The organism is Streptomyces avidinii, assembly GCF_045161815.1.
In the GTDB taxonomy this organism is placed as follows: domain Bacteria; phylum Actinomycetota; class Actinomycetes; order Streptomycetales; family Streptomycetaceae; genus Streptomyces; species Streptomyces avidinii.
On record NZ_CP108863.1, the window covers coordinates 4646125 to 4667062 of the forward strand.

At 70.6% G+C, this 20938-nt stretch carries 20 protein-coding genes; 7 read left to right on the forward strand and 13 right to left on the reverse strand.

The genetic code is table 11. The features are described from left to right. The first annotated feature begins 110 nt into the window (after positions 1-110). The 5 genes from OG373_RS20720 (at position 111) to OG373_RS20740 (ending at position 4338) form a co-directional block, all read left to right on the forward strand. Positions 111-1100, forward strand: a complete 990-nt coding sequence (locus OG373_RS20720) for an ABC transporter ATP-binding protein (RefSeq protein ID WP_397736347.1) — start codon at positions 111-113, stop codon at positions 1098-1100. Continuing rightward, positions 1090-1977, forward strand: coding sequence for an ABC transporter permease (locus tag OG373_RS20725; RefSeq protein WP_397736345.1), 888 nt, complete (start codon positions 1090-1092; stop codon positions 1975-1977). The genes OG373_RS20720 and OG373_RS20725 overlap by 11 nt, the downstream gene beginning before the upstream one ends. After that, positions 1974-2885 (forward strand): ABC transporter ATP-binding protein, encoded by a 912-nt coding sequence (locus tag OG373_RS20730; RefSeq protein WP_397736343.1) that lies wholly within the window; start codon positions 1974-1976, stop codon positions 2883-2885. Before OG373_RS20725 ends, OG373_RS20730 begins: the two co-directional genes overlap by 4 nt. Positions 2886-2900: 15 nt before the next feature. Next, positions 2901-3620 carry an ABC transporter permease gene (locus OG373_RS20735; protein ID WP_397736341.1) on the forward strand — a complete coding sequence of 240 codons (720 nt, stop codon included), beginning with the start codon at positions 2901-2903 and terminating at the stop codon, positions 3618-3620. An 82-nt stretch (positions 3621-3702) separates the two neighbouring features. After that, positions 3703-4338, forward strand: a complete 636-nt coding sequence (locus tag OG373_RS20740) for a rhomboid-like protein (RefSeq protein ID WP_405439594.1) — start codon at positions 3703-3705, stop codon at positions 4336-4338. Between the two features lie 57 nt (positions 4339-4395). On the opposite strand, the gene OG373_RS20745 is transcribed toward OG373_RS20740, so the two are convergent. After that, on the reverse strand, positions 4396-5049 hold the full coding sequence (locus OG373_RS20745) for a response regulator (RefSeq protein ID WP_405439595.1): 654 nt from the start codon (positions 5047-5049) through the stop codon (positions 4396-4398). A gap of 10 nt (positions 5050-5059) precedes the next feature. Further along, positions 5060-6052, reverse strand: coding sequence for a sensor histidine kinase (locus OG373_RS20750; RefSeq protein ID WP_405439597.1), 993 nt, complete (start codon positions 6050-6052; stop codon positions 5060-5062). A 163-nt stretch (positions 6053-6215) separates the two neighbouring features. Between OG373_RS20750 and OG373_RS20755 the strand changes: the two genes are divergently transcribed. Then, entirely contained in the window at positions 6216-6758 is a 543-nt protein-coding gene (locus tag OG373_RS20755) for a hypothetical protein (protein ID WP_405439599.1), read from the forward strand. Between the two features lie 137 nt (positions 6759-6895). On the opposite strand, the gene OG373_RS20760 is transcribed toward OG373_RS20755, so the two are convergent. The 9 genes from OG373_RS20760 to OG373_RS20800 all read right to left on the reverse strand — a co-directional run bounded on the left by OG373_RS20760 (position 6896) and on the right by OG373_RS20800 (position 16719). Then, positions 6896-7708 (reverse strand): HAD family hydrolase, encoded by an 813-nt coding sequence (locus tag OG373_RS20760; RefSeq protein WP_405439601.1) that lies wholly within the window; start codon positions 7706-7708, stop codon positions 6896-6898. Beyond that, complete coding sequence (serS, locus tag OG373_RS20765; RefSeq protein ID WP_405439603.1) at positions 7705-8982, reverse strand: serine--tRNA ligase; 1278 nt, start codon at positions 8980-8982, stop codon at positions 7705-7707. The genes OG373_RS20760 and serS overlap by 4 nt, the downstream gene beginning before the upstream one ends. 526 nt (positions 8983-9508) lie before the next feature. Beyond that, complete coding sequence (pheA, locus tag OG373_RS20770) at positions 9509-10444, reverse strand: prephenate dehydratase (RefSeq protein WP_397736328.1); 936 nt, start codon at positions 10442-10444, stop codon at positions 9509-9511. Positions 10445-10486: 42 nt separating this feature from the next. Beyond that, positions 10487-11773, reverse strand: a complete 1287-nt coding sequence (gene efeB / locus OG373_RS20775; protein WP_405444135.1) for an iron uptake transporter deferrochelatase/peroxidase subunit — start codon at positions 11771-11773, stop codon at positions 10487-10489. Further along, positions 11770-13821, reverse strand: a complete 2052-nt coding sequence (locus tag OG373_RS20780) for a copper resistance protein CopC (RefSeq protein WP_405439605.1) — start codon at positions 13819-13821, stop codon at positions 11770-11772. The genes efeB and OG373_RS20780 overlap by 4 nt, the downstream gene beginning before the upstream one ends. 22 nt (positions 13822-13843) lie before the next feature. Further along, positions 13844-14332 (reverse strand): copper chaperone PCu(A)C, encoded by a 489-nt coding sequence (locus OG373_RS20785; RefSeq protein WP_405439606.1) that lies wholly within the window; start codon positions 14330-14332, stop codon positions 13844-13846. Beyond that, the gene (locus tag OG373_RS20790; RefSeq protein ID WP_397736322.1) at positions 14329-14982 is read right to left on the reverse strand and encodes an SCO family protein; all 654 of its coding nucleotides are present in this window, start codon (positions 14980-14982) and stop codon (positions 14329-14331) included. Before OG373_RS20790 ends, OG373_RS20785 begins: the two co-directional genes overlap by 4 nt. A 71-nt stretch (positions 14983-15053) precedes the next feature. After that, a complete protein-coding gene (locus OG373_RS20795) occupies positions 15054-15776 on the reverse strand; it encodes a YcnI family protein (RefSeq protein WP_397736320.1) in 723 nt (240 codons plus the stop codon). A gap of 109 nt (positions 15777-15885) precedes the next feature. After that, on the reverse strand, positions 15886-16719 hold the full coding sequence (locus OG373_RS20800) for a hypothetical protein (RefSeq protein ID WP_405439607.1): 834 nt from the start codon (positions 16717-16719) through the stop codon (positions 15886-15888). A gap of 200 nt (positions 16720-16919) precedes the next feature. Between OG373_RS20800 and OG373_RS20805 the strand changes: the two genes are divergently transcribed. Continuing rightward, complete coding sequence (locus OG373_RS20805) at positions 16920-17363, forward strand: ATP-binding protein (RefSeq protein ID WP_030383998.1); 444 nt, start codon at positions 16920-16922, stop codon at positions 17361-17363. 61 nt (positions 17364-17424) lie between these two features. Here OG373_RS20805 and OG373_RS20810 read toward each other — a convergent pair whose 3' ends face one another. Next, positions 17425-18891: an aminopeptidase P family protein gene (locus tag OG373_RS20810; protein WP_405439609.1), complete on the reverse strand. Its 1467-nt coding sequence runs from the start codon at positions 18889-18891 to the stop codon at positions 17425-17427. Positions 18892-19010: 119 nt separating this feature from the next. Further along, positions 19011-20564 (reverse strand): PP2C family protein-serine/threonine phosphatase, encoded by a 1554-nt coding sequence (locus OG373_RS20815; RefSeq protein ID WP_405439611.1) that lies wholly within the window; start codon positions 20562-20564, stop codon positions 19011-19013. Between the last annotated feature and the right edge of the window lie 374 nt (positions 20565-20938).

The window sequence follows — 20938 nt, forward strand, 5'->3', positions numbered from 1 at the left end:
TTGTCGCGTCCACATCAGCCTCCAGTACGGGCATGTACGCCTGAAGGCTGAGACGGGATCCAGCTCCAGGTCTGACGTTTCACGAGAGCCGCGCCACTAACGTCGAACCCGTGACTGTCATTGCGACCGAAAGCCTGAGCAAGCGGTACCCCCGAGTGACCGCCCTCGACCGGCTCTCCCTGGACATCGGGCCTGGTGTGACCGGCCTCGTTGGTGCCAATGGAGCCGGCAAGTCCACGCTGATCAAGATTCTGCTGGGACTGTCCCCCGCCACCGAGGGCAGCGCCGCCGTGCTCGGCCTCGACGTCCGCACGCATGGCAGCGCCATCCGTGAACGCGTCGGGTACATGCCCGAGCACGACTGCCTGCCACCCGACGTCTCGGCCACCGAGTTCGTCGTCCACATGGCGCGCATGTCCGGGCTGCCGCCGACCGCGGCCCGTGAGCGCACCGCCGACACCCTGCGCCATGTCGGGCTGTACGAGGAGCGCTACCGCCCCATCGGCGGCTACTCCACCGGCATGAAGCAGCGCGTCAAGCTTGCCCAGGCCCTCGTCCACGACCCCCAGCTGGTCCTCCTCGACGAGCCGACCAACGGCCTGGACCCGGTCGGCCGCGACGAGATGCTTGGCTTGATCCGCCGCATCTACACGGACTTCGGCATCTCCGTCCTGGTCACCTCCCACCTCCTCGGTGAGCTGGAGCGGACCTGTGACCACGTCGTGGTCGTCGACGGCGGCAAGCTGCTGCGCTCCAGCTCCACCAGCGACTTCACCCAGATCACCACGACCCTCGCGGTCGAGGTCACCGACTCCGACACCCACCCGGACGGCACCGCCGCCCTGCGCAAGGCGCTCACCGAAGCCGGTGTCTCCCTGCACGTCGGAGAGGAGCAGGGCCTGCCCGGAGCCGGCCACATCCTCCTCGTCGAGGCCACGGGCGAGGAGACGTACGACACCGTCCGCGACACCGTCGCGGACCTGGGCATCGGCCTGGTCCGCATGGAGCAGCGCCGTCACCACATCGCGGAGGTCTTCCGCGACAACGACCAGCCCTCGCCCACCGTCCAGCAGAAGGGAGCCGGTTCCGATGGCGCCTGACACCTCGACCCAGATCCACAACATCGGCTACCGGTCCTACGACGGACCCCGGCTCGGCCGCGCCTACGCCCGTAAGTCGCTGTTCTCGCAGTCCCTGCGCGGCGCCTACGGACTCGGCCGCTCCGCCAAGTCCAAGGTTCTCCCGATGCTCCTCTTCGCGGTGATGTGCGTGCCCGCGCTGATCATCGTCGCGGTCGCCATCGCGGTGCCCGGCTCCACCGACCTGCCGATCAAGTACACGACGTACGCCCTGACCACCCAGGTGATCATCGGCCTCTTCCTCGCGTCCCAGGCGCCGCAGTCGGTCTCGCGCGACCTGCGCTTCAAGACGGTGCCGCTCTACTTCTCGCGGCCCATCGAGCGCGTCGACTACGTCGTGGCCAAGTACGCGGCCATGGCCTCGGCCCTGTTCATCCTCACCGCGACCCCGCTGCTGATCATGTGGATCGGCTCGCTCCTGGCGAAGTTCGACTTCGCCCACCAGACCGAGGGATTCGGGCAGGGACTCGTGTCGGTTCTGCTGCTGTCGCTGCTCTTCGCGGGCCTCGGCCTGGTCATGGCCGCGCTCACCCCGCGCCGCGGGTTCGGGGTCGCCGCGATCATCGCGGTGCTGCTGATCCCGTTCGGCGCCGTGACCGCGGTCCAGGGGATCGCCTACAGCACCGGGAACACCGGAGCCATCGAGTGGATGGGCCTGTTCTCCCCGATCACCCTCATCGACGGCGTACAGACCGCGTTCCTGAACGCGACCTCCGCCTTCCCCGGCGGCGAGGGTCCCTCGGCCGGCGTCGGCGTCGTCTACCTGCTCGTCGCCCTCGGCCTCATCGTCGGCTCCTACGCCGCCCTGATGGCCCGCTACCGGAAGGCCGGGCTGTGACCACCATCGACATCGACCACACCTCCCGCTGGTTCGGGAACGTCGTCGCCGTCAACGACGTGACCATGCGCATCGGACCCGGTGTCACGGGGCTCCTGGGCCCCAACGGCGCCGGGAAGTCCACCCTCATCAACATGATGGGCGGCTTCCTCTCCCCCTCCACGGGCACCGTCACCCTCGACGGCGCGCCGATCTGGCAGAACGAGCAGGTCTACAAGCAGATCGGTGTCGTGCCCGAGCGCGAGGCCATGTACGACTTCCTCACGGGCCGGGAGTTCGTCGTCGCCAACGCCGAACTCCACGGCCTCGACGACGCGGCCGCCCAGCGGGCGCTGGCGACCGTCGAGATGGAGTACGCCCAGGACCGCAAGATCTCCACGTACTCCAAGGGCATGCGCCAGCGCGTGAAGATGGCCTCGGCCCTCGTCCACGACCCGGCCGTCCTGCTCCTCGACGAGCCGTTCAACGGCATGGACCCGCGCCAGCGCATGCAGCTCATGGACCTGCTCCGGCGCATGGGCGGCGAGGGACGCACCGTCCTGTTCTCCTCCCACATCCTGGAGGAGGTCGAGCAGCTCGCCTCGCACATCGAGGTGGTCGTGGCCGGCCGGCACGCCGCTTCCGGCGATTTCCGCAAGATCCGCCGCCTGATGACGGACCGCCCGCACCGCTACCTCATCCGCTCCACCGACGACCGGGCGCTCGCCGCGGCCCTGATCGCCGACCCTTCCACCGCAGGCATCGAGGTCGACCTCAAGGAAGGCGCGCTGCGCATCCAGGCCGTCGACTTCGGCCGCTTCACCGAGCTGCTGCCCCGCGTGGCCCGGGCACACGGCATCCGGCTGCTGACGGTCTCGCCCTCCGACGAGTCCCTCGAGTCGGTCTTCTCCTACCTCGTCGCGGCCTGAAAGGAGCTGGCACCCATGTACGAACCCACCGTTGCCCGGCTCACCTACCGGGCCCTGCTCGGCCGGCGCCGCGCGCTGATCCTCTTCGCGCTGCCCGCCCTGCTGATCGTCATCGCCCTCGTCGTCCGAGCCTTCGTCGGCGTGGACGACAAGGTCGCGGCCGATCTCCTCGGGGGCTTCGCCCTCGCCACCATGGTTCCGCTGATCGGTGTCATCGCCGGCACCGGAGCCATCGGGCCCGAGATCGACGACGGCTCCATCGTCTACCTGCTCGCCAAGCCGGTGAAGCGCCCGAAGATCATCATGACCAAGCTGATCGTGGCGATCGCCGTCACGATGGTCTTCTCCGCGATCCCCACCCTGATCGCCGGATTCATCCTCAACGGGAACGGCCAGCAGATCGCCGTCGCCTACACGATCGCCACCCTCGTGGCTTCGATCGCCTACAGCGCGCTGTTCCTGCTGCTCGGCACCGTCAGCCGGCACGCGGTCGTCTTCGGCCTGGTCTACGCCCTGATCTGGGAGTCGCTCTTCGGCAGCCTGGTCTCCGGAGCCAAGACCCTCAGCGTCCAGCAGTGGGCCCTGTCCGTCGCCGAGAAGGTCGCCGGAAACGGGTACGTCGACGCCACTGTCGGCCTGCCCACCGCCGTGATTCTGCTCTGCGCGGTCACCGTGGGAGCCACCGTCTACGCGGGACAGAAGCTCCGCCGCCTCACCCTGGCCGGCGAGGAGTAGCCCCGCCGAGGCATCCGTGAACCTGTGCCCCGCCCGGCCCACCGGCCGGGCGGGGCACAGGTTCACGCGTCATCATCGGTGCATGGTCGAGCACACCGAGCCGGAGCCGTCCAGGCCAGTGCGGTCCTGGATACGCTCCTCGCCCGGAACGCACATCTGGCTGCTGATCATCGCCATCACCAGCATCATCGTCGCGATCGCGCCCGACCAGGTCGACCGGGTCCTGCTGCACCGCAACAGCAGCAACATCACCCAGCTCGTCAAATACCCCGTCCGGGCACTCGTCAGCAGCGGGTTCTGGATCGCGAACCCGGCCTCGCTGGCCCTCTACGCCGTGCTCTTCGAGCTGTTCCACGCTCCCGTCGAACGCTGGCTCGGCACCCCGCGCTGGTTCCTGATCGTCGCGACCGCTCATGTCGTCGCCACTCTGGTCAGCCAGAAGGTCCTCCTGACGGCCATCCAGGACCACCGGGCCCCGCACAGCATGACCCACGTCGTCGACATCGGCGTCAGCTACGGTCTCGCGGCCTCCATCGGTGTCCTCACCTACCGGATGCCCGGCCCCTGGAAATGGCTCTACCTGGCGGGAGCGCTCGCCTTCTTCGGGATCCCCCTGGTCACCGGCGGCACCTTCACGGATCTCGGGCACGCCATCGCGCTCTCCGTCGGCCTCCTTGCCTGGCCGCTCACCCGCAACGTTGTTTCACGTGAAACATGACGAGCCCCAGGGCTCCACGGCCCCCGGCGTTCCGCGGGCCCCAGGGCTCCACGGCCTCTATGGGGTGTCCGCCTCCGCCTTTGCGATGCCGTGCTCCCACGCCCAGGCAGCGATGCCCACCCGGTTGCGGGCGCCCAGCTTGGCCTGGACGTTCGCGATGTGGGTCTTGGCCGTTCCCGCACTGATGAACAGCTCCGCGCCGATCTCCGCGTTGGTCAGACCCCGCGCCACCAGCTGCACGATGTCCACCTCCCGCTCCGTCAGTGGATGCGCCGCGGGCCTGGCGGCGACCGGACCCGCCTGCGTCAGCCTGCTCAGCAGCCGCACCGTGATCTGCGGGCTGATCAGGGTGTCCCCGGCCATCGCCGCCCGTACGCCCTCGATCAGCAACGCCGGCCCGGACCGCTTGAGCAGAAAGCCGCAGGCGCCGTTGCGCAGCGCGGTATGCACGTACTCGTCCAGGTCGAAGGTGGTCACCACCACCACCCGCGTCCGCGGCGCCAGCAGCCGGGTCACCTCCAGCCCGTCGAGCCGCGGCATCCGGATGTCCGCCAGCACCACGTCCGGCCGCAGCTCCCGGGCCAGCGCCACCGCGGTCTCCCCGTCCGCCGCCTCCCCCACCACGTTCATGTCCGGCTGCGAATCGAGGATCAGCCGGAAACCGCTGCGGATGTCCTCTTGGTCGTCGGCTATCAGGATGCGAGTGGTCACGCCGCCATGATCACCCGAGGGTGTGCCCCTGCGCCGGGAAAACTGCGCAAACCCGCCACCCGCCATCGGCGCTCGCGCCGGCCCGCAGTGTCCCGCCCGCCGCCTCCACCCTGCCGCGCAGACCGGCCAGCCCGGTTCCTCCGCCGCGCCTGCGCAGCCCCAGCAGCGCGCTCGCGCCCCGGGCCGGTGCCGAGTTGGCCACGCTGAGCTCGATACCCTCCGCGGCCCGGTGCAGGCGCACCCGTACCACCGCCGCTCCGGGCGCGTGCCGGCGTACGTTCGTCAAAGCCTCCACCGCGACCCGGTACGCGGTGGTGTCCGCCTCCCGCGACAGCTCCCTGACCGCCGCCGGATCGGCCTCCAGCACCCCGCCCTCGAACCGGTCCACCAGTCCCGCCAGCTCCGAGGTGCCGGGGACCGAGGCGGACTGCGCGCCTGCGGCCTCCCGCAGGGCGTGCACCGTCCGGTCCATGGCGGCCAGCGCGCCGAGCCCCGCCGCCTCGATCCGCTCCAGCGCGCGGACCGCCTGCGCGGGTTCCCTGTCCGCCACGAACCTGGCCGCCTGGGCCTGCACCACGATGGCGCTCACATCGTGCGCCACGAAGTCGTGCAGGTCCCGGGCCAGTTCCAGCTGCTGGTCGCGTCGGCCGTCCCGGACGGCCTGCTGCATTCTGCTCGCCTGCCGGCGCAGATACCCTCCGGTGGCCAGGGCCCCGAGCGCGGGCAACGCCCAGAACGCCGCCGCTCCGCAGGCCTCCAGCCACGACGCCGTCGGCCACATCAGCGGGACCGGCCACAGCGCGACGGCCGCGACGCCCAGCGAGGCCGCAGCGGCTCCCGAACGCACCGGAGACCAGCGGCCCACCAGAGCCAGCAGCGGCAGCAGGAGACCGACCCAGAGCAGCACCCACGTCGCCGGCGCCCCCAGGAACGCGCCGAGGAGGCCACCGACAGCGGCAGCAGCCAGCAAGGGGGCATATACAGCAAGCGTGTTCACGGTCATGAGCCCGACCCTACGAGCGGACACGGGGCCGGTGCATCTGCCGTTCGGCAGAGCCGGCCCACGCGGCGCCGCCACGAGCCTGCTGATCGGCCGATGGTCCCGGCAGGGCCCGCCCGACCAGGCTTGAGTCATCACCGACCGCCCCATGAAAAGGACTTGGACGATGGCCACGCTCACCGCCACCCCCACCGCCACCTCGACCGCACCCGCTGTCAGCCGGCCGATCCGCTGGGCTGCACACGCGGCCGCCCTGACCCTCGCCCCCAGCGGCCTGTGGAGGCTGGCCATCGCGGTCGGCATACCCGTCGGCTGGGGCGCCGGCAGCGGACTGGAAGCCGAACTCTTTCCGGGCAGGTGGTCCTTCTACCTGGTGGCCCTCAGCCTCTTCGCCGAAGGCCTCGGCCTCCTCAGCCTCGGCCTCGTGCAGCGCTGGGGCGAGGTGGTGCCACGCTGGATCCCCCGGCTGCGCGGACGCCGGATCCCGCCCCTCGTGGCGGTAGTACCGGCCGCTCTCGGAGCTGTCGCCGTCACCATGATCACCGTCTCGGCCTCCTTCCACTGGAGCACGAGCATGGCGGCACCGGGAGCGCCCACCGGGGCCGGCTGGTGGCTCATGACTCTCTGCTACGCCCCGCTGGTGCTCTGGGGCCCACTCCTCGGGGCCGTCACCGTCGCCTACTGGCGCCGCCGCCGGATACACGGCTGACGCACGGAAATTCGCTGGTAAGCGACCTGTGCCAGGTGCAGAGTGAGTGCTGCGGGGAGCAACAAAAGGTCCGGGGCAGCCACTTCGAGCGCGCCGTCCGGCGCGGGCTGCCCCGGACCTCTCCCATGTCGTGGGCGCTACGCGGCGCCCAGCAGACGCTCCAGCACCACCGCGATGCCGTCCTCCTCGTTGGAGGTCGTCACCTCGTCGGCCACGGCCTTGAGCTCGGCATGGGCATTGGCCATCGCCACCCCGTGCGCGGCCCAGCCGAACATCGGGATGTCGTTGGGCATGTCACCGAAGGCGATCGTCTCCGCCGCCTTCACCCCCAGCCGGCGTGCGGCCAGCGACAGGCCCGTGGCCTTGGTCAGGCCCAGCGGCAGGATCTCGACGATGCCGGGACCCGCCATGACGATGTCGACCAGGCTGCCCACGGTTGCCCGGGCCACCTTGACGAGCGTGTCGTCGTCCAGCTCCGGGTGCTGGATGTAGAGCTTGTTCAGCGGAGCCGTCCAGACCGCCGTGGTGTCGTCCAGGTATATGGCCGGAAGGCCTTCCTGCACCTGGTACCCGGGCCCGAACAGCACCTCGCCGTCCACCCCGTCCCGGCTGGCGGCCAGGGCCAGCGGACCGATCTCGGCCTCCAGCTTCGACAGCGCCAGACCGGCCAGCTGCCGGTCCAGCGTCACCGAGGTCAGCAACCGGTGCGCACCCGCGTCGTAGACCTGCGCGCCCTGCCCGCAGACGGCGATCCCTTGGTAGCCGAGATCGTCCAGTACGTGCCGGGTCCAGGGCACGGCCCGACCGGTGACGATGATGTGTGCCGCGCCCGCCGCGGTGGCCGCGACGAGCGCTTCACGAGTGCGTTCCGAGACGGTGTCGTCGCCACGCAGCAGCGTGCCGTCGAGATCGGTCGCGACGAGCTTGTACGGGAACGGGGCCGGGCTCACTTGGTGATCGGCTCCAGGACCTCGCGGCCGCCGAGGTAGGGGCGGAGCGCCTGCGGCACACGCACCGAACCATCGGCCTGCTGGTGGTTCTCGAGGATCGCGACGATCGTGCGCGGTACGGCGCACAGCGTGCCGTTCAGCGTGGACAGCGGCTGCGTCTTCTTGCCGTCGCGGTAGCGGATCGACAGACGACGGGCCTGGAAGCTGTTGCAGTTCGAGGCCGAGGTCAGCTCGCGGTACTTGCCCTGGGTGGGGATCCACGCCTCGCAGTCGAACTTGCGGGAGGCGGAGGCGCCCAGGTCACCGGTGGCGACGTCGATCACCTGGAACGGCAGCTCCAGGCTGGTCAGCCACTGCTTCTCCCATTCCAGGAGCCGCTGGTGCTCGGCCTCGGCCTCCTCCGGCGCGACGTACGAGAACATCTCGACCTTGTCGAACTGGTGGACGCGGAAGATGCCGCGGGTGTCCTTGCCGTACGTACCGGCCTCGCGGCGGAAGCACGGGGAGAAGCCGGCGTACCGCAGCGGCAGCTTGTCGCCGTCGATGATCTCGTCCATGTGGTACGCGGCGAGCGGGACCTCGGAGGTGCCGACCAGGTAGTAGTCGTCCTTCTCCAGGTGGTACACGTTCTCGGCGGCCTGGCCGAGGAAGCCGGTGCCCTCCATGGCGCGCGGTCGGACCAGGGCGGGGGTCAGCATCGGGATGAAGCCGGCCTCGGTGGCCTGGGCGATGGCCGCGTTGACCAGAGCCAGCTCCAGCAGGGCGCCGACACCGGTCAGGTAGTAGAAGCGCGAACCGGAGACCTTGGCACCGCGCTCGACGTCGATGGCGCCCAGCAGCTCGCCGAGCTCCAGGTGGTCCTTGGGCTCGAAGCCCTCGGCGGCGAAGTCGCGGATGCTGCCGTGCGTCTCCAGGACGGTGAAGTCCTCCTCGCCACCGACCGGGACGTCCTCGTGGACGATGTTGCCGAGCTGGAGGAGGAGCTGCTTGGCGGCCTCGTCGGCCTCGTTCTGCTCGGCCTCGGCCGCCTTGACGTCCTGCTTGAGCTGCTCGGCCTTCTTCAGCAGCTCGGCCCGCTCCTCCGGAGAGGCCTTGGGGATGAGCTTGCCGAGGGACTTCTGCTCATTGCGCAGTTCGTCGAAGCGCACGCCGGAGGACCTGCGGCGCTCGTCGGCGGAGAGCAGCGCGTCGACGAGTTCGACGTCCTCTCCACGGGCGCGCTGCGAGGCGCGGACACGGTCAGGGTCTTCACGGAGCAGCCGGAGGTCAATCACGCCTCCAGGCTACCGGGCTGGGGTTCCGGGGATCACACCGATATCACGCTGCGTGTCGCTATGCCCTAATTGCAACGAATGGATAAGTCTTGGCGACTGACCGGAAGTAGTCCTTCTCGGAGCGTCAATAAAAGCGGTCCCATTCCCTGAAAAGGGGCAGAATGCCGATGGCCGGCCGGGCGGCTGAGCAGGGCGGAGAGGGTTCTTGTCCACAGGAATTGCCTCCGGCCGAGTGTTATCCACAGGCTGTGGGCTGCATCTGTGGACACAGGAATAGATCATTCCTGATCGGTGGGTGGTCGGGACGAATCAGGGCTCAAACCGCCCTCACACACTCATTCGGGTGGGAATGACTCGCCCCAAAGAGTTGATCGGCGATAGGGAGGTGACACCGTTCACCTCCCGCTCCCCAGAGCGAAACCTGAGCCACCCGGACGATTTGTCGACCTTGTCGGGCTGTTCTGTCGACTTGTCCCCAGGTCTTCATCCTGGCCTGTGGATAACTCTGTGGACAGTGGACGACCGCCTACGCCCGCCCGTCGAGGCAACGCCCCAGCCAGTCGGAAGCGGCCGTGAAGTCGCCGTCGGAGGTACCGGCCCGGGGGGCGCGCACGTCACTCTGAGCAACGCCGGCGCGCGGGTAGGAACCGAGGAAGCGGACCTGCGGACAGGTCCGCTTGAGGCCCATGAGCGCCTCGCTGACCCGTCGGTCGGAGATGTGGCCCTCTGCGTCCACGGCGAAGCAGTAGTTGCCGATGCCCTGTCCGGTCGGACGGGACTGGATCAGCATCAGGTTCACCCCGCGGACCGCGAACTCCTGGAGGAGCTCCAGCAGAGCACCGGGGTGGTCGTCGCCGAGCCAGAGCACGACGGAGGTCTTGTCCGCGCCGGTCGGCGCGGCCGGCCGCGCGGGGCGTCCCACCAGTACGAAGCGGGTCTCGGCGTTCTCCGCGTCGTGGATCTCGGTCACCAGCGGAACGAGCCCGTAGGTGGTGGCGGCGAACTCGCCCGCGAAGGCGGCGTCGAAGCGGCCCTCCTGGACCAGCCGGGCGCCGTCGGCGTTCGAGGCGGCCGACTCCCACACCGCGTCGGGCAGGTTCGCCCGCAGCCAATTGCGCACCTGCGGCTGGGCGACCGGGTGCCCCGTGACGGTCTTGACGTCCGACAGGGCGGTCCCGGGCCGCACGAGCAGCGCGAAGGCGATCGGCAGCAGCACCTCGCGGTAGATCATCAGCGGTTCGCCCGAGGCCAGCTCGTCGAGGGTGGCGGTGACCCCGCCCTCCACCGAGTTCTCGATCGGGACCAGGGCAGCAGCCGCCTCGCCGTTGCGCACGGCGTCCAGGGCGGCCGGGACCGACACCATCGGGATGAGTTCCCGGGTCGCGGCTTCCGGCAGGGTGCGCAGGGCGGCCTCGGTGAAAGTGCCCTCGGGACCGAGATACGTGAAGCGGGTGGCTGACATGCGATCAGCCTAATGCCGGGGTGCCGTCCACCGGGTTCCTGTTCATCCTTCGAGCAGCCGCTGACCCACGTACTCGTCGCTGCGGGGGCCGGGCGGAACCGCGTACAGGCCGCTGGACTCGTGCCGGATGAACTCCGACAGTGCGTCGCCCCGGTCGAGCTTGCGCTGTACGGGTACGAATCCGCGCAGCGGGTCGGCCTGCCAGCAGATGAAGAGCAGCCCGGCGTCGGGAGCGCCGTCGGCGCCGATCCCGTCGTGGAAGGAGAAGGGGCGCCGCAGCATGGCGGCTCCGCCGTTCTGTTCGGGGGCGGAGATCCGGGCGTGGGCGTTGGACGGGATGACGGGCTTCCCGTCGGCTCCGAGCTTGTCGAGCGCCATTTCGGTGGTCTCACCGCCGCCCGTCAGAGGAGCGCCGGTGGCCTTGGTACGGCCGATGACCTGCTCCTGCTGGGCGAGGGACTGCTTGTCCCAGTCGTCGAGGAGCATGCGGATACGCCGGACCACGGCGTACGAGCCCCCGCGCATCCAGGCGTGCTCGGCGGGCCCGGGACCCGCAGCGGGCACGAAGAGCCGCTTGTCGAAGTCGGGCTCCGAGGGCTTCGGGTTGCCCGTGCCGTCGATCTGGCCCATCAGGTTGCGGGCGGTCATCGGGGTGCTCGTGGCGCCGGGAGACCGGTTGAAGCCGTTCATCTGCCAGCGGACGCGGGCGGCCTCCCCGGCGTCCTTCTGCAGGGCGCGCAGCGCGTGGAAGGCGACGAGCCCGTCGTTGGCGCCGATCTGGACCCACAGGTCGCCGTTGCTGCGCCGGTCGTCGAGCCGGTCCGAGGAGAAGTCCGGCAGCGGGTCGAGGGCGGCGGGACGGCGGGCGGTGAGGCCGGTGCGCTCGAAGAAGGAGTGGCCGAAGCCGAAGGTGACGGTGAGGGACGACGGACCGGCGTCCAGGGCGATCCCACTGTCGGAGGTCGAGGCGGGCTCCCCCGCCATCAGCCGCCGAGCCGTCTCGGACCAGCGCCGCAGCAGCGCGGCGGCCTCCGTACGGCCCGCCCCGGCGGCGAGGTCGAAGGCGACGAGGTGGCCCTTGGCCTGCAGCGGCGTGGTGATACCGGCCTGGTGGTCTCCGTGGAAGGCCACCTGGGTGGCCCCGAGGGAGGTCAGGCTCCCGGCCCTGCCCGGGGCGGAGCCGCTCCCGGAGCCCGCGAGCGCGGAGTGCGCGAGGGCGCCGCCGGTGCCTCCCAGGGCGATCCCGACGGCGCCTGCGGCGCCGACGGTGCCCAGCAGCCTGCGCCGGGAAATCTCGATGTCGGGGTTGCTCTCGGTCACGCTGGTCAGCCGATCTTCACGGTCTTCTGGACGGTGGTCTGGTCGATCTCGGAGGTACGCACGGTCACGTCGATGCGCCACTCACCGGCGAGCGGCAGCTGGACACCGGACGCGGTCCAGTGCCCGGGCGCCGCCTGCTCGGGGACGAGCGGCAGCGGGCCGATGTCCTTGGCGGGAAGCGTGAAGGCGACCTTGATCTCGGGAAGGTCGAGCGGGGTGCCGTCCGGGGAGTCGGACCAGAGGTGCAGGGTGTTGGCGCCGACCCGGCCCGGGTCGAGTTCGAGCCGGACGGACCCCTTGCCGTTCGGGCCGCCGGTGTCGAAAGGCAGGGTGATCTTGACGGCGCGGTCAGGGACGGCGGTGGCGCTGGAGCCGCGGCCCGTCTCCTGTTCCACGGCCCGTCCGGGCTCGGTGCTGGTGAGCACCGTGGTGACGGCGAGCAGGATCACGGCGATGGCCGCCTCGGCGAGGACGGAGCGGCGCAGACCGGCACGGTCCGGGTCCGCGTCGCGTGCCTGCTTCTCCCGGGCGTTCTCACGGGCGGCACGCTGCCGGGCGAGCTGGGCGGCGCGCTGCGGGTCCTCGGGAACGGTCACGGCCTCTGTTTCACGTGAAACATCGGAGGGGGCGGTCTCGCCGGGGCCGTCGTCCGACGCTGTTTCACGTGAAACAACGCCCGAGGTCTGCCTAGCGGCTGCCACGCGGGCAACAGGGGCATCGGCGAGCCGCGCGGTCCACTTGCGGGAGACAAAGGCGATGCCGAGGAGCACGGCGACCAGGGCGACCTTCAGGAGCAGCAGCTGCCCGTAGTCGGTGCCGGTGAGGGCCGACCAGCTGCCGAGCTGGCGCCAGGACTGGTAGATGCCGGTGACGGCGAGCACCAGGACGCTGACGAAGGCGACCGTGGAGAACCGCCGGACAGCCGCGCGCTCGATGCCGGGAACCTTGTGGAGGGCGACGAGCAGCGCGGCGAGACCGCCGAGCCAGGTGGCGACGGCCATCAGGTGCAGGATGTCGGCCGGCATGGCTATGCCGGGCTGGATACCGGTGGAGGCGTGCTCGGAGAGGGCCCAGGTGGCGGCGATACCGCCGGCCACGACGGCGCCGCCCATGGCCAGCCCGAAGGTGAGATCGCTGGTGTCGTCCGGCTCCCCGGTCTCGTCGGTTCCGCCGGAGGCGTCGACCTTGTCCCTCTCCTCGGCGCCGTACGCGTCATCGGGTCCGGCACCGGCCACGCGGCGCGCGGACACGCCGAAGAGGACGGCGACGAAGAGGGCGGCCGCACCCAGCAGGAGCAGCCGGGAGACCAGCGAGGCTCCGGTCTTGGTCTCCAGGACGGCCCTGAGCCCATCGAGGTCGAACATGTCGGAGAAGTTGCCGGACCCCGTGTACGGGGTCCGGAGCACCAGCATCGCGAGGGTGGCGACGGTCAGGGTGACCCAGGCGCGCACGACCAGCTTCTGCAGCGGCCGCTCGGCGGCACCCCGGCGCCAGCACAGCAGGATGAAGGCGGCGCCGCCCACGAGCACCGTGAACCCGGCGTAGGAGAGGTAGCGGGCGATCCCGTAGGCGATCCCGACGGGTCCGCCGCCCGCCTGCGCGGTGGGCAGGGAGACCTCGGTGGCCGAGGGCGCCCCGATGGAGAAGGTGAAGGCGCCCGAGATCGGATGGCTGTCGGCCGAGACCGCCTGCCAGGCGACGGTGTAGGTGCCGTTCGGCAGTCCGGCGTGCAGCGCGGTGCCGTACCGGACGGTGTTGCCGCTGCACATGTCGCGCAGCTCACCGGTGTCCACGCGTTTGCCCTGGGGGTCCAGGACACGGATGGAGTCGTCACCCATGGCCACCTGCTCCGAGAAGGAGAGCGTGACCTGGGCGGGTGCCGTGGCGACCACCGCCCCGTCCTTGGGGTCGCTCGCGGTGAGTGCGGCGTGCGCCGTGGCCGGGGAGGCCGCGGTGAACAGGCTTGCCAGCAGAGCTGCGAGGACCAGCGCCAGCCGCGGCAGGAGTGCCGTGGCACGGGCGCGGGCCGTGGAGGGGGCGGGAGCGGTGGCCGTCATGGCGTGTCAGTTCCTCGGTCCGTCAGTGGCCGTTGCCGGCCGTAGAGGTCGGAGCCTGCGCGTTGTACGTCCGGTCCTTCACGTCCAGCTCGACCTTGACCGGGCCGGCCTTCTCGAAGCGGAGCTCGACGGTGACCTTGTCGCCGACCTTGGGGGTGCTCTTCAGCCCCATGAACATGATGTGGTTGCCGCCGCGCTCCAGCCGGAGCTCGCCGTTCGCCGGCACGTCCATCGACTGGACCTGCTGCATCTTCTGGTCCTTGGTCTCGTGGATCTGGAGATCGTCGGAGAGCGGGGACGTGGCACCGGTGAGCTTGTCGGCGGCCCCGGAGCCGTTCTTGACGACCAGGAACCCGCCGGCCATCTTGTCGTTCACGGGCTGGGGCATGAAGGCGCCGCTGACGGTCATCTTCGGCTCGGAGCCGCCGGATTCGCCGGAGCAGCCGGATATGGCGAGCGCTGCCGTCAGGGAGAGGGCGACGGCGAGGGTGCGGGTGGTGCGGGCGTTCACGGGTTCTCTCCCTTGACGAGCTTCGGCAGGTCCTTGGTGTAGTCGTCGACGGTGGTGCCCTCGCCGTAGAGGACGTAGCCCTCGTCGGTCTTGGGCGAGAACGCGATGACCTGGGCGCCGTGCATGGAGATGACGTCGCCGTTGGCCTCCTTCTTGGCGGCCTCGATCCCGATGCCGAGCGTGCGGGCGGCGGCCTGGATGGTCGCGAAGTCCCCGGTGAGTCCGACGAAGGCGGGGTCCTGCCCCTTCAGCCACGCGCCGAGGGTCTCGGGAGTGTCCCTCTCGGGGTCCGTGGTGATGAAGACGACCCGGAGGTTGTCCCGGTCGGCCTGGGGGAGCGCCTTCTTGGCGACGGCGATGTTGCTCATCGTCAGCGGGCACACGTCCGGGCAGCTGGTGTAGCCGAAGTAGATGAGTGTGGGCTTGCCCTTGGTCTGCTCGCGCAGGTTCCACGGCTTGCCGGTGGTGTCCGTGAGGACGAGCTCGGGCTTGCCGAAGGGGCGGTCCAGTACGGTCGCGGCCTTGGTGTTGCTCTGGCCGCCGGAGATCTGGGTGACCCCGCTCGTCTTGGCGGGTTCACCGCCGCAGGCGGTGAGGGTGAGTGCGGCCGCCGCGAGCAGAGCGGCGACCGTCACACGTGTGGTGCGCATGGAGAAATGTCCCTGAGATCGGGGGTTGCTACGGACGTATCGGAGCGACAGCGCCCATCGGGCGCGGCAGGTCAGGCGGATCGGCGGCGCGAGGCGATGCCGAAGGCGACACCGCCGAGTCCGACGACGATGCCGGCGATGCCGAGGGCGCGCGCGGTGGTGTCGGAGCCGTGCTCGGAGGCGGCCTTGTCGTGGCCGTGCTCGGCGTCCTTGTCGGCGTTCTTCGCCTCGTCGGCCTTGGCCCCGCTGTCGTGGTGGTCGCCGCCCTTGGGGGCGGCCAGCTTCAGGACGGGCGCGGGGTTCTGAGGCTCCGCGGCGCCTTCCTTGGCCTCCTCGATCCAGCGGACGACCTCACCGTTGTCGTACGTCTGGATGGACTTGAAGACCATCTGGTCGCTCTCGGGCAGCTTGCCCACGGAGAGCGGGAACTGCTGGAACTTCCCGGGCTCGATCTTGCCGCCGGTCCAGGTCACCTTGGTGACGGCCTCGTTGATCTGCTTTCCGTGGACCGTCAGCGGCTTGTCGAGCTTGCTCTTCTCGACCGTCACGGTCCAGCCGGGAACGTCCTGCGGCATCACGGAGGTGAGCGGCTGGTCGATCGGGAAGTTGACCTCCAGCTGGGTGGTCGACGCGTTGTCCCGCTCGTTGGGGACCTTGAAGTTGATCGTCGCGTAGCCCCCCTTGGCGGCCTCGCCGACGGGCTGCACGCCGACGTGGGCGAAGGCAGGGCCGGAGAGGACGAGGACGGAACCGGCGGCGATGGCGGCGGCGATGGAGACGCGAGAGGTCTTCATGGCAGGAACACTCCACGGAAGCAGTGATGGCGGTGCTCCGCGCACGGGCGCGCGCGGAGTTTCGCGGCACCGGTGCTCCCGCTCTGTGTCCGGGAAGGAGGGTGCCGCGTCAGGCTGCGAGGGCGAGCGCCGCGGGCGGCCCGCGCCGGATCACCGTGTGCTGGAGTGCTTCCCGGCCGGTCGAGAGAGCCGGGTCGGACCCGGTCCGCAGGACCTGCGGGGTGCGGGAGGCCGCCCCCGGGAGCCCGGCGCCGAAGGCGCGTACGAATGCCAGCGCGGCGCGCAGCGGACGGATCGGGGCGGCTTCGGCGGAACGCCGGGACAGTTCGACGAGTCGGAAGAGTGCGGCGTCGCCGCGGCCGAGCAGCCAGCCCGCGGCGAGTGCGGCCAGCAGGTGACCGGCCAGCATGGCCGGGCTGAACAGGCCGGTCGCGGGCGCGGTGGTGACCGCCTGAGCCACATGGGCGTGTGCTCCGTGGCCCTGCGCCACGACCTGCGCGGCCTGTCCCGCCTGCTCGGCAAGGGCCGCCGGGTCCAGTCCGGCGGCCTCCAGGATCTGCCGGGCATCGGCCGCGCTGAGCGGTACGGAGTTGCCCCCGCACACCAGCCGGGCGGCGAGCTCCGCGAGCCGCACGTCGGCGGCGCCGGCCGGTGCCTGCGCGGACGTGGCGCCGTGCTGGCCGAGGCCGAACAGCGCGTGCAGGCCGAGCTGTCCGGCGGTGAGCGCGGCGGCGAGGCCGGGAAGCGTGCGCCGACGGCCCGCGAGCGGGGCCGCGACCGAGAAGACGGCGAGGAAGCCGAAGCAGAGGGACCACCAGGGCACGGTGGCGCAGGACGCCAGGGCGTGCCCCGTCCCGGACAGCACGACACAGACCGCGGTGAACACCGCGGCCCGGATCAGCCGGAGGCCGGCTCCGGCGTGCGTCGCGTGGGGGTCAGACATGGCCGGGTCATCATCGCACTGCCCCTGTGCCCTTCATACGGCAGGTCCGGAAGGTCCGTATGGGTCCTCTCTGCGCGGACCGTCCGGGTCCGCCGCATACACCGCTCCCCGGGAGAGTCACATCGGCCGAACGGGCGTATTGAGGTCTCGGACGGTCGCAGGGCGCTTACGTCCCCTCGCGGGCGGCAATAGGTAACCGTATGAGCATCTGGTGGTCTCTCCACTTGAGGCGCGAAGCCGCGAGCGTGCCGCTCGCCAGGCGACTGCTGCTGGGGACTATGGAGACCGCGGGGGTGGATCCGGACATCTCCTTCGATCTCTCGGTGGCGCTGAGCGAGGCGTGTGCGAACGCGGTGGAGCACGGCGGAGGTGGCGAAATCCCGGACGATGCCGAGGCGTACCACGTCACGGCCTATCTGGACGGGGACCGCTGCCGCATCGAGGTGACCGACTCCGGTCCGGGTTTCCCGCCCGCGACGGTGGCCCGCCGCAGACCCTCCCTGGCCGAACACGGCCGAGGTCTGCACCTGATCGCCGAGCTCGCCGACCACGTCCGCTTCCGCAACCGGCCCGGCCGCGGCGCGGTGGTGAGTTTCGACAAGATGCTGAAGTGGCGCGACGACGCGCTGCTGAAAGTGTCGTAGGAACGCCGGTGGGCGGGACCCCGTACGGGATCCCGCCCACCGAGTACGTGACCCGCGGACGTCAGCCCTTCAGGCCGGCCATCCATGCCTCGACGTCGCTCGAGGTACGGGGCAGTCCGGCCGACAGGTTCCGGTTGCCGTCCTCGGTGACGAGGATGTCGTCCTCGATCCGGACGCCGATGCCGCGGTACTCCTCGGGCACGGTCAGATCGTCGGCCTGGAAGTACAGACCGGGCTCGACGGTCAGGCACATGCCCGGCTCCAGCGTCCCGTCGACGTACGCCTCGCGGCGGGCTGCGGCGCAGTCGTGGACGTCCATGCCGAGCATGTGACCGGTGCCGTGCAGGGTCCAGCGGCGCTGCAGGCCCAGCTCCAGGACCCGCTCGACCGGCCCCTCCAGCAGGCCCCACTCGACGAGCTTCTCGGCCAGTACGTGCTGGGAGGCGTCGTGGAAGTCGCGGAACTTCGCACCCGGCTTCACCGCGGCGATGCCGGCTTCCTGGGACTCGTACACGGCGTCGTAGATCTTGCGCTGGATGTCGCTGTACGTGCCGTTGATCGGCAGCGTGCGCGTGACGTCGGCGGTGTAGAGGCTGTGGGTCTCCACACCGGCGTCGAGCAGCAGCAGGTCACCGGAGCGGACGTCGCCGTCGTTGCGGACCCAGTGCAGGGTGCAGGCGTGCGGGCCGGCGGCGCAGATGGAGCCGTAGCCGATGTCGTTGCCCTCGACGCGGGCGCGCAGGAAGAAGGTGCCCTCGATGTAGCGCTCGGACGTGGCCTCGGCCTTGTCCAGGACCTTCACGACGTCCTCGAAGCCGCGGACGGTCGAGTCCACGGCCTTCTGCAGCTCGCCGATCTCGAAGGAGTCCTTCACCGCGCGGGCCTCGGAGAGGTAGACGCGCAGTTCCTCGTCGCGCTCCTTGGTCACCTTGTCGGTGAGGGCGGACTCGATGACCGCGTCGTGGCCGCGCACGACGCGGACCGGGCCCTCGGCCTCGGTGAGGGCCTCGGCGAGCTCGCGGACGTCCTTCGCGGGGATGCCCAGGAGCTGCTCGGCCTCGGCGAGGGAGTGGCGCCGGCCGACCCACAGCTCGCCCTGGCCGGACAGCCAGAACTCGCCGTTCTCGCGGTCGGAGCGCGGCAGCAGGTAGATGGCGGCGGTGTGCCCGGTCGGCCCGGTGGGCTCCAGGACCAGGACGCCGTTCTCGGTCTGGTCGCCCGTGAGGTAGGCGTACTCGGTCGAGGCGCGGAAGGGGTACTCGGTGTCGTTCGAGCGGGTCTTCAGGCGGCCCGCGGGGACGACGAGGCGCTCGCCCGGGAAGCGCCGGGACAGCGCGTCGCGGCGGGCGAGGGTGTGCGTGGCCTGGGCGATGGGCTCCAGCCCGTGCAGCTCGGTGTCGGCCCAGCCGGTGCGCATGTTCTCTGCGAGTTCGTCGCTGACGCCCGGGTACAGACCGTTCTTGCGCTGCTTGTGCGTCTTCTTGGGCTGCTCTTCTTCCGGGGTCTCCGGGGTGAGCTCGTCAGCCACGTCTTCTCCTCAGCTACGACGGTACGGACCTGGGTGTGGACCGTATCCATCGTATGCATGTACGGAGAGGGCTGTTCCGAATCGTGCCGTCCGTCACGATTCGGAACATGCTCCGGGCATCATTCGAAGCGGGCGGCGAGCAGCACGATGTCCTCGGGAGCCTCGGTCGGCTCCCCGCCCGGCAGTACGGTCCGCAGGATGTGCTCGCACAGGGCCGCCGGGTCGTCGCGGGCGCTACGGGGTACCCCCGCGGCCGCGGCGTGCAGCCGGGCGTAGGCCCGGTCCATCGGGTCGCCCGTGTGGTGGAGCAGCCCGTCGGTGTAGAGAAGCACCGTTTCTCCGGGAGCGGGTTCGATCTCCACGCTCGGCGCCTCCCAGCAGGACAGCATGCCCAGGGGGGCTGAGAGCGAGGTCTCCACGTACTCGGTGCGGTGCTCGCCGATCAGCAGCGGCGGGGTGTGCCCGGCACCGGCCAGGATGATCTTGCTTCCCGGGCCTCCCGACTGCGACCCGCCGGCGGGCTCGCAGTAGGCGAAGAGCGCAGTGGCGGAGCGAGCGGGCTCGGTGAGGCGCAGCAACAGCTCCAGGTCGGACAGGACCGCTACGGGGTCCTCGCCCTCCATGACGGCGTAGGCGCGCAGCGATGCGCGCAGCCGGCCCATCGCGGCGATGGCGCTCGGCCCGGATCCGGTGACGGAGCCGACGGCCAGGCCCAGGGCTCCCTCGGGCAGCGGCAGGGCGTCGTACCAGTCGCCCCCGCCACGCGGCCCGGCGTGGTGGCGGGCCGCGAGCTGTACCCCGGGGATCCGCGGGAGCCGGCTCGGCAGCAGTTCCTCCGCGACGGTGGCCAGGTGCGAGCGGGAGCGCTCCACCTCCAGCATCCGGGCCAGGTGCTCGGCGGCGTGCCGCACGTAGAGCCCGGCGAGGTCGCGCTGGCGGTCGCTCGGCTCGGCCTGCTCGTCGTAGAGCCAGACGGCCGCGCCGAGCCGGCCGGTGGCCTCGGCGGCGAGGGGGAGCGCGTAACTGGCGGCGTAGCCGAGACGGGCGGCGACCTCCCGGTGGCGGGGGTCGACGGGGGCGGCGAACCCACCGGTGCCGGGGGGCGCGTCCGGTTCGGGGAGGAACTCGGAGCCGCCCTGGGCGTCGGGCAGGCCGTCGAGGATCCGCCCGTAGGAGGTGGCGCTGCGCGGCACGGTCTCGATGTGGCCGAGCTCCGCGTGGCCGAGCCCGAGGCCGATCGTGCTGGTCGGGCCGAGTCCGTCGGAGGGCTCCAGGACGATCAGGCCGCGGCGGGCGCCGACGAGTGCGGCGCCGGCGCGGAGGAACTCGCGCAGGGAAGTTTCGAGGTCAGTGGCGCGCGCGAGGCGCTCGGTGAGCTCGTGCAGGGTGGTGAGATCCGAGACCATGCCCGCCAGGCGGTCCTGGATGACACTGCCCGGGCCGGGCGGCGGGACCGGTGCGGGGGTGGTCCGGGCGGGCGTGGCCGCCGCAGTGTGCGGTGACACAGTGACTGCTGGATCGATTCCAGCCACTTTCGGCAGATGCGGGGCGCTCATGGCGTCCGCCTTTCCACCTGGTGCGATTCGCCGAATAGCATCGCAAACCCCCAGATCGTGCTGCACCGCCATCAAGGAATCCACATCTACACGCAGACGTGGATGCATGTCCAGCATTGCCCAGGTGGGAATCCTGGTGTCCGTGGGACGGCAACTCACTGTCGAGCCAAGGCTAGAACTTGGCCGGAAAAAGCTGGAAGCAGTCGGTTTTTGCGATCGACTGAGCGGGCTCCTCAGGGGGTCGGGTACGTACTCGTAGGTGCCCGGGGCCAGTTGGCGCCACCGGGAACCGCCCTGCACGGGCCGTCGTCCTTAGCGGCGGCAGCCGGACTCGGCGGCCGGCGCGGGTCGCGCTCCACCCCCGCGGGACGTTTGATGGACCCGTAAGAAACCTGCACGAACCGCGTGAACCTGCTTCTGGCGGACAGTGACGCGAAACCTGTACGTGTGGTGAGACACCGGTTACATGGTGTGATGTGGCCCTCGGCGTT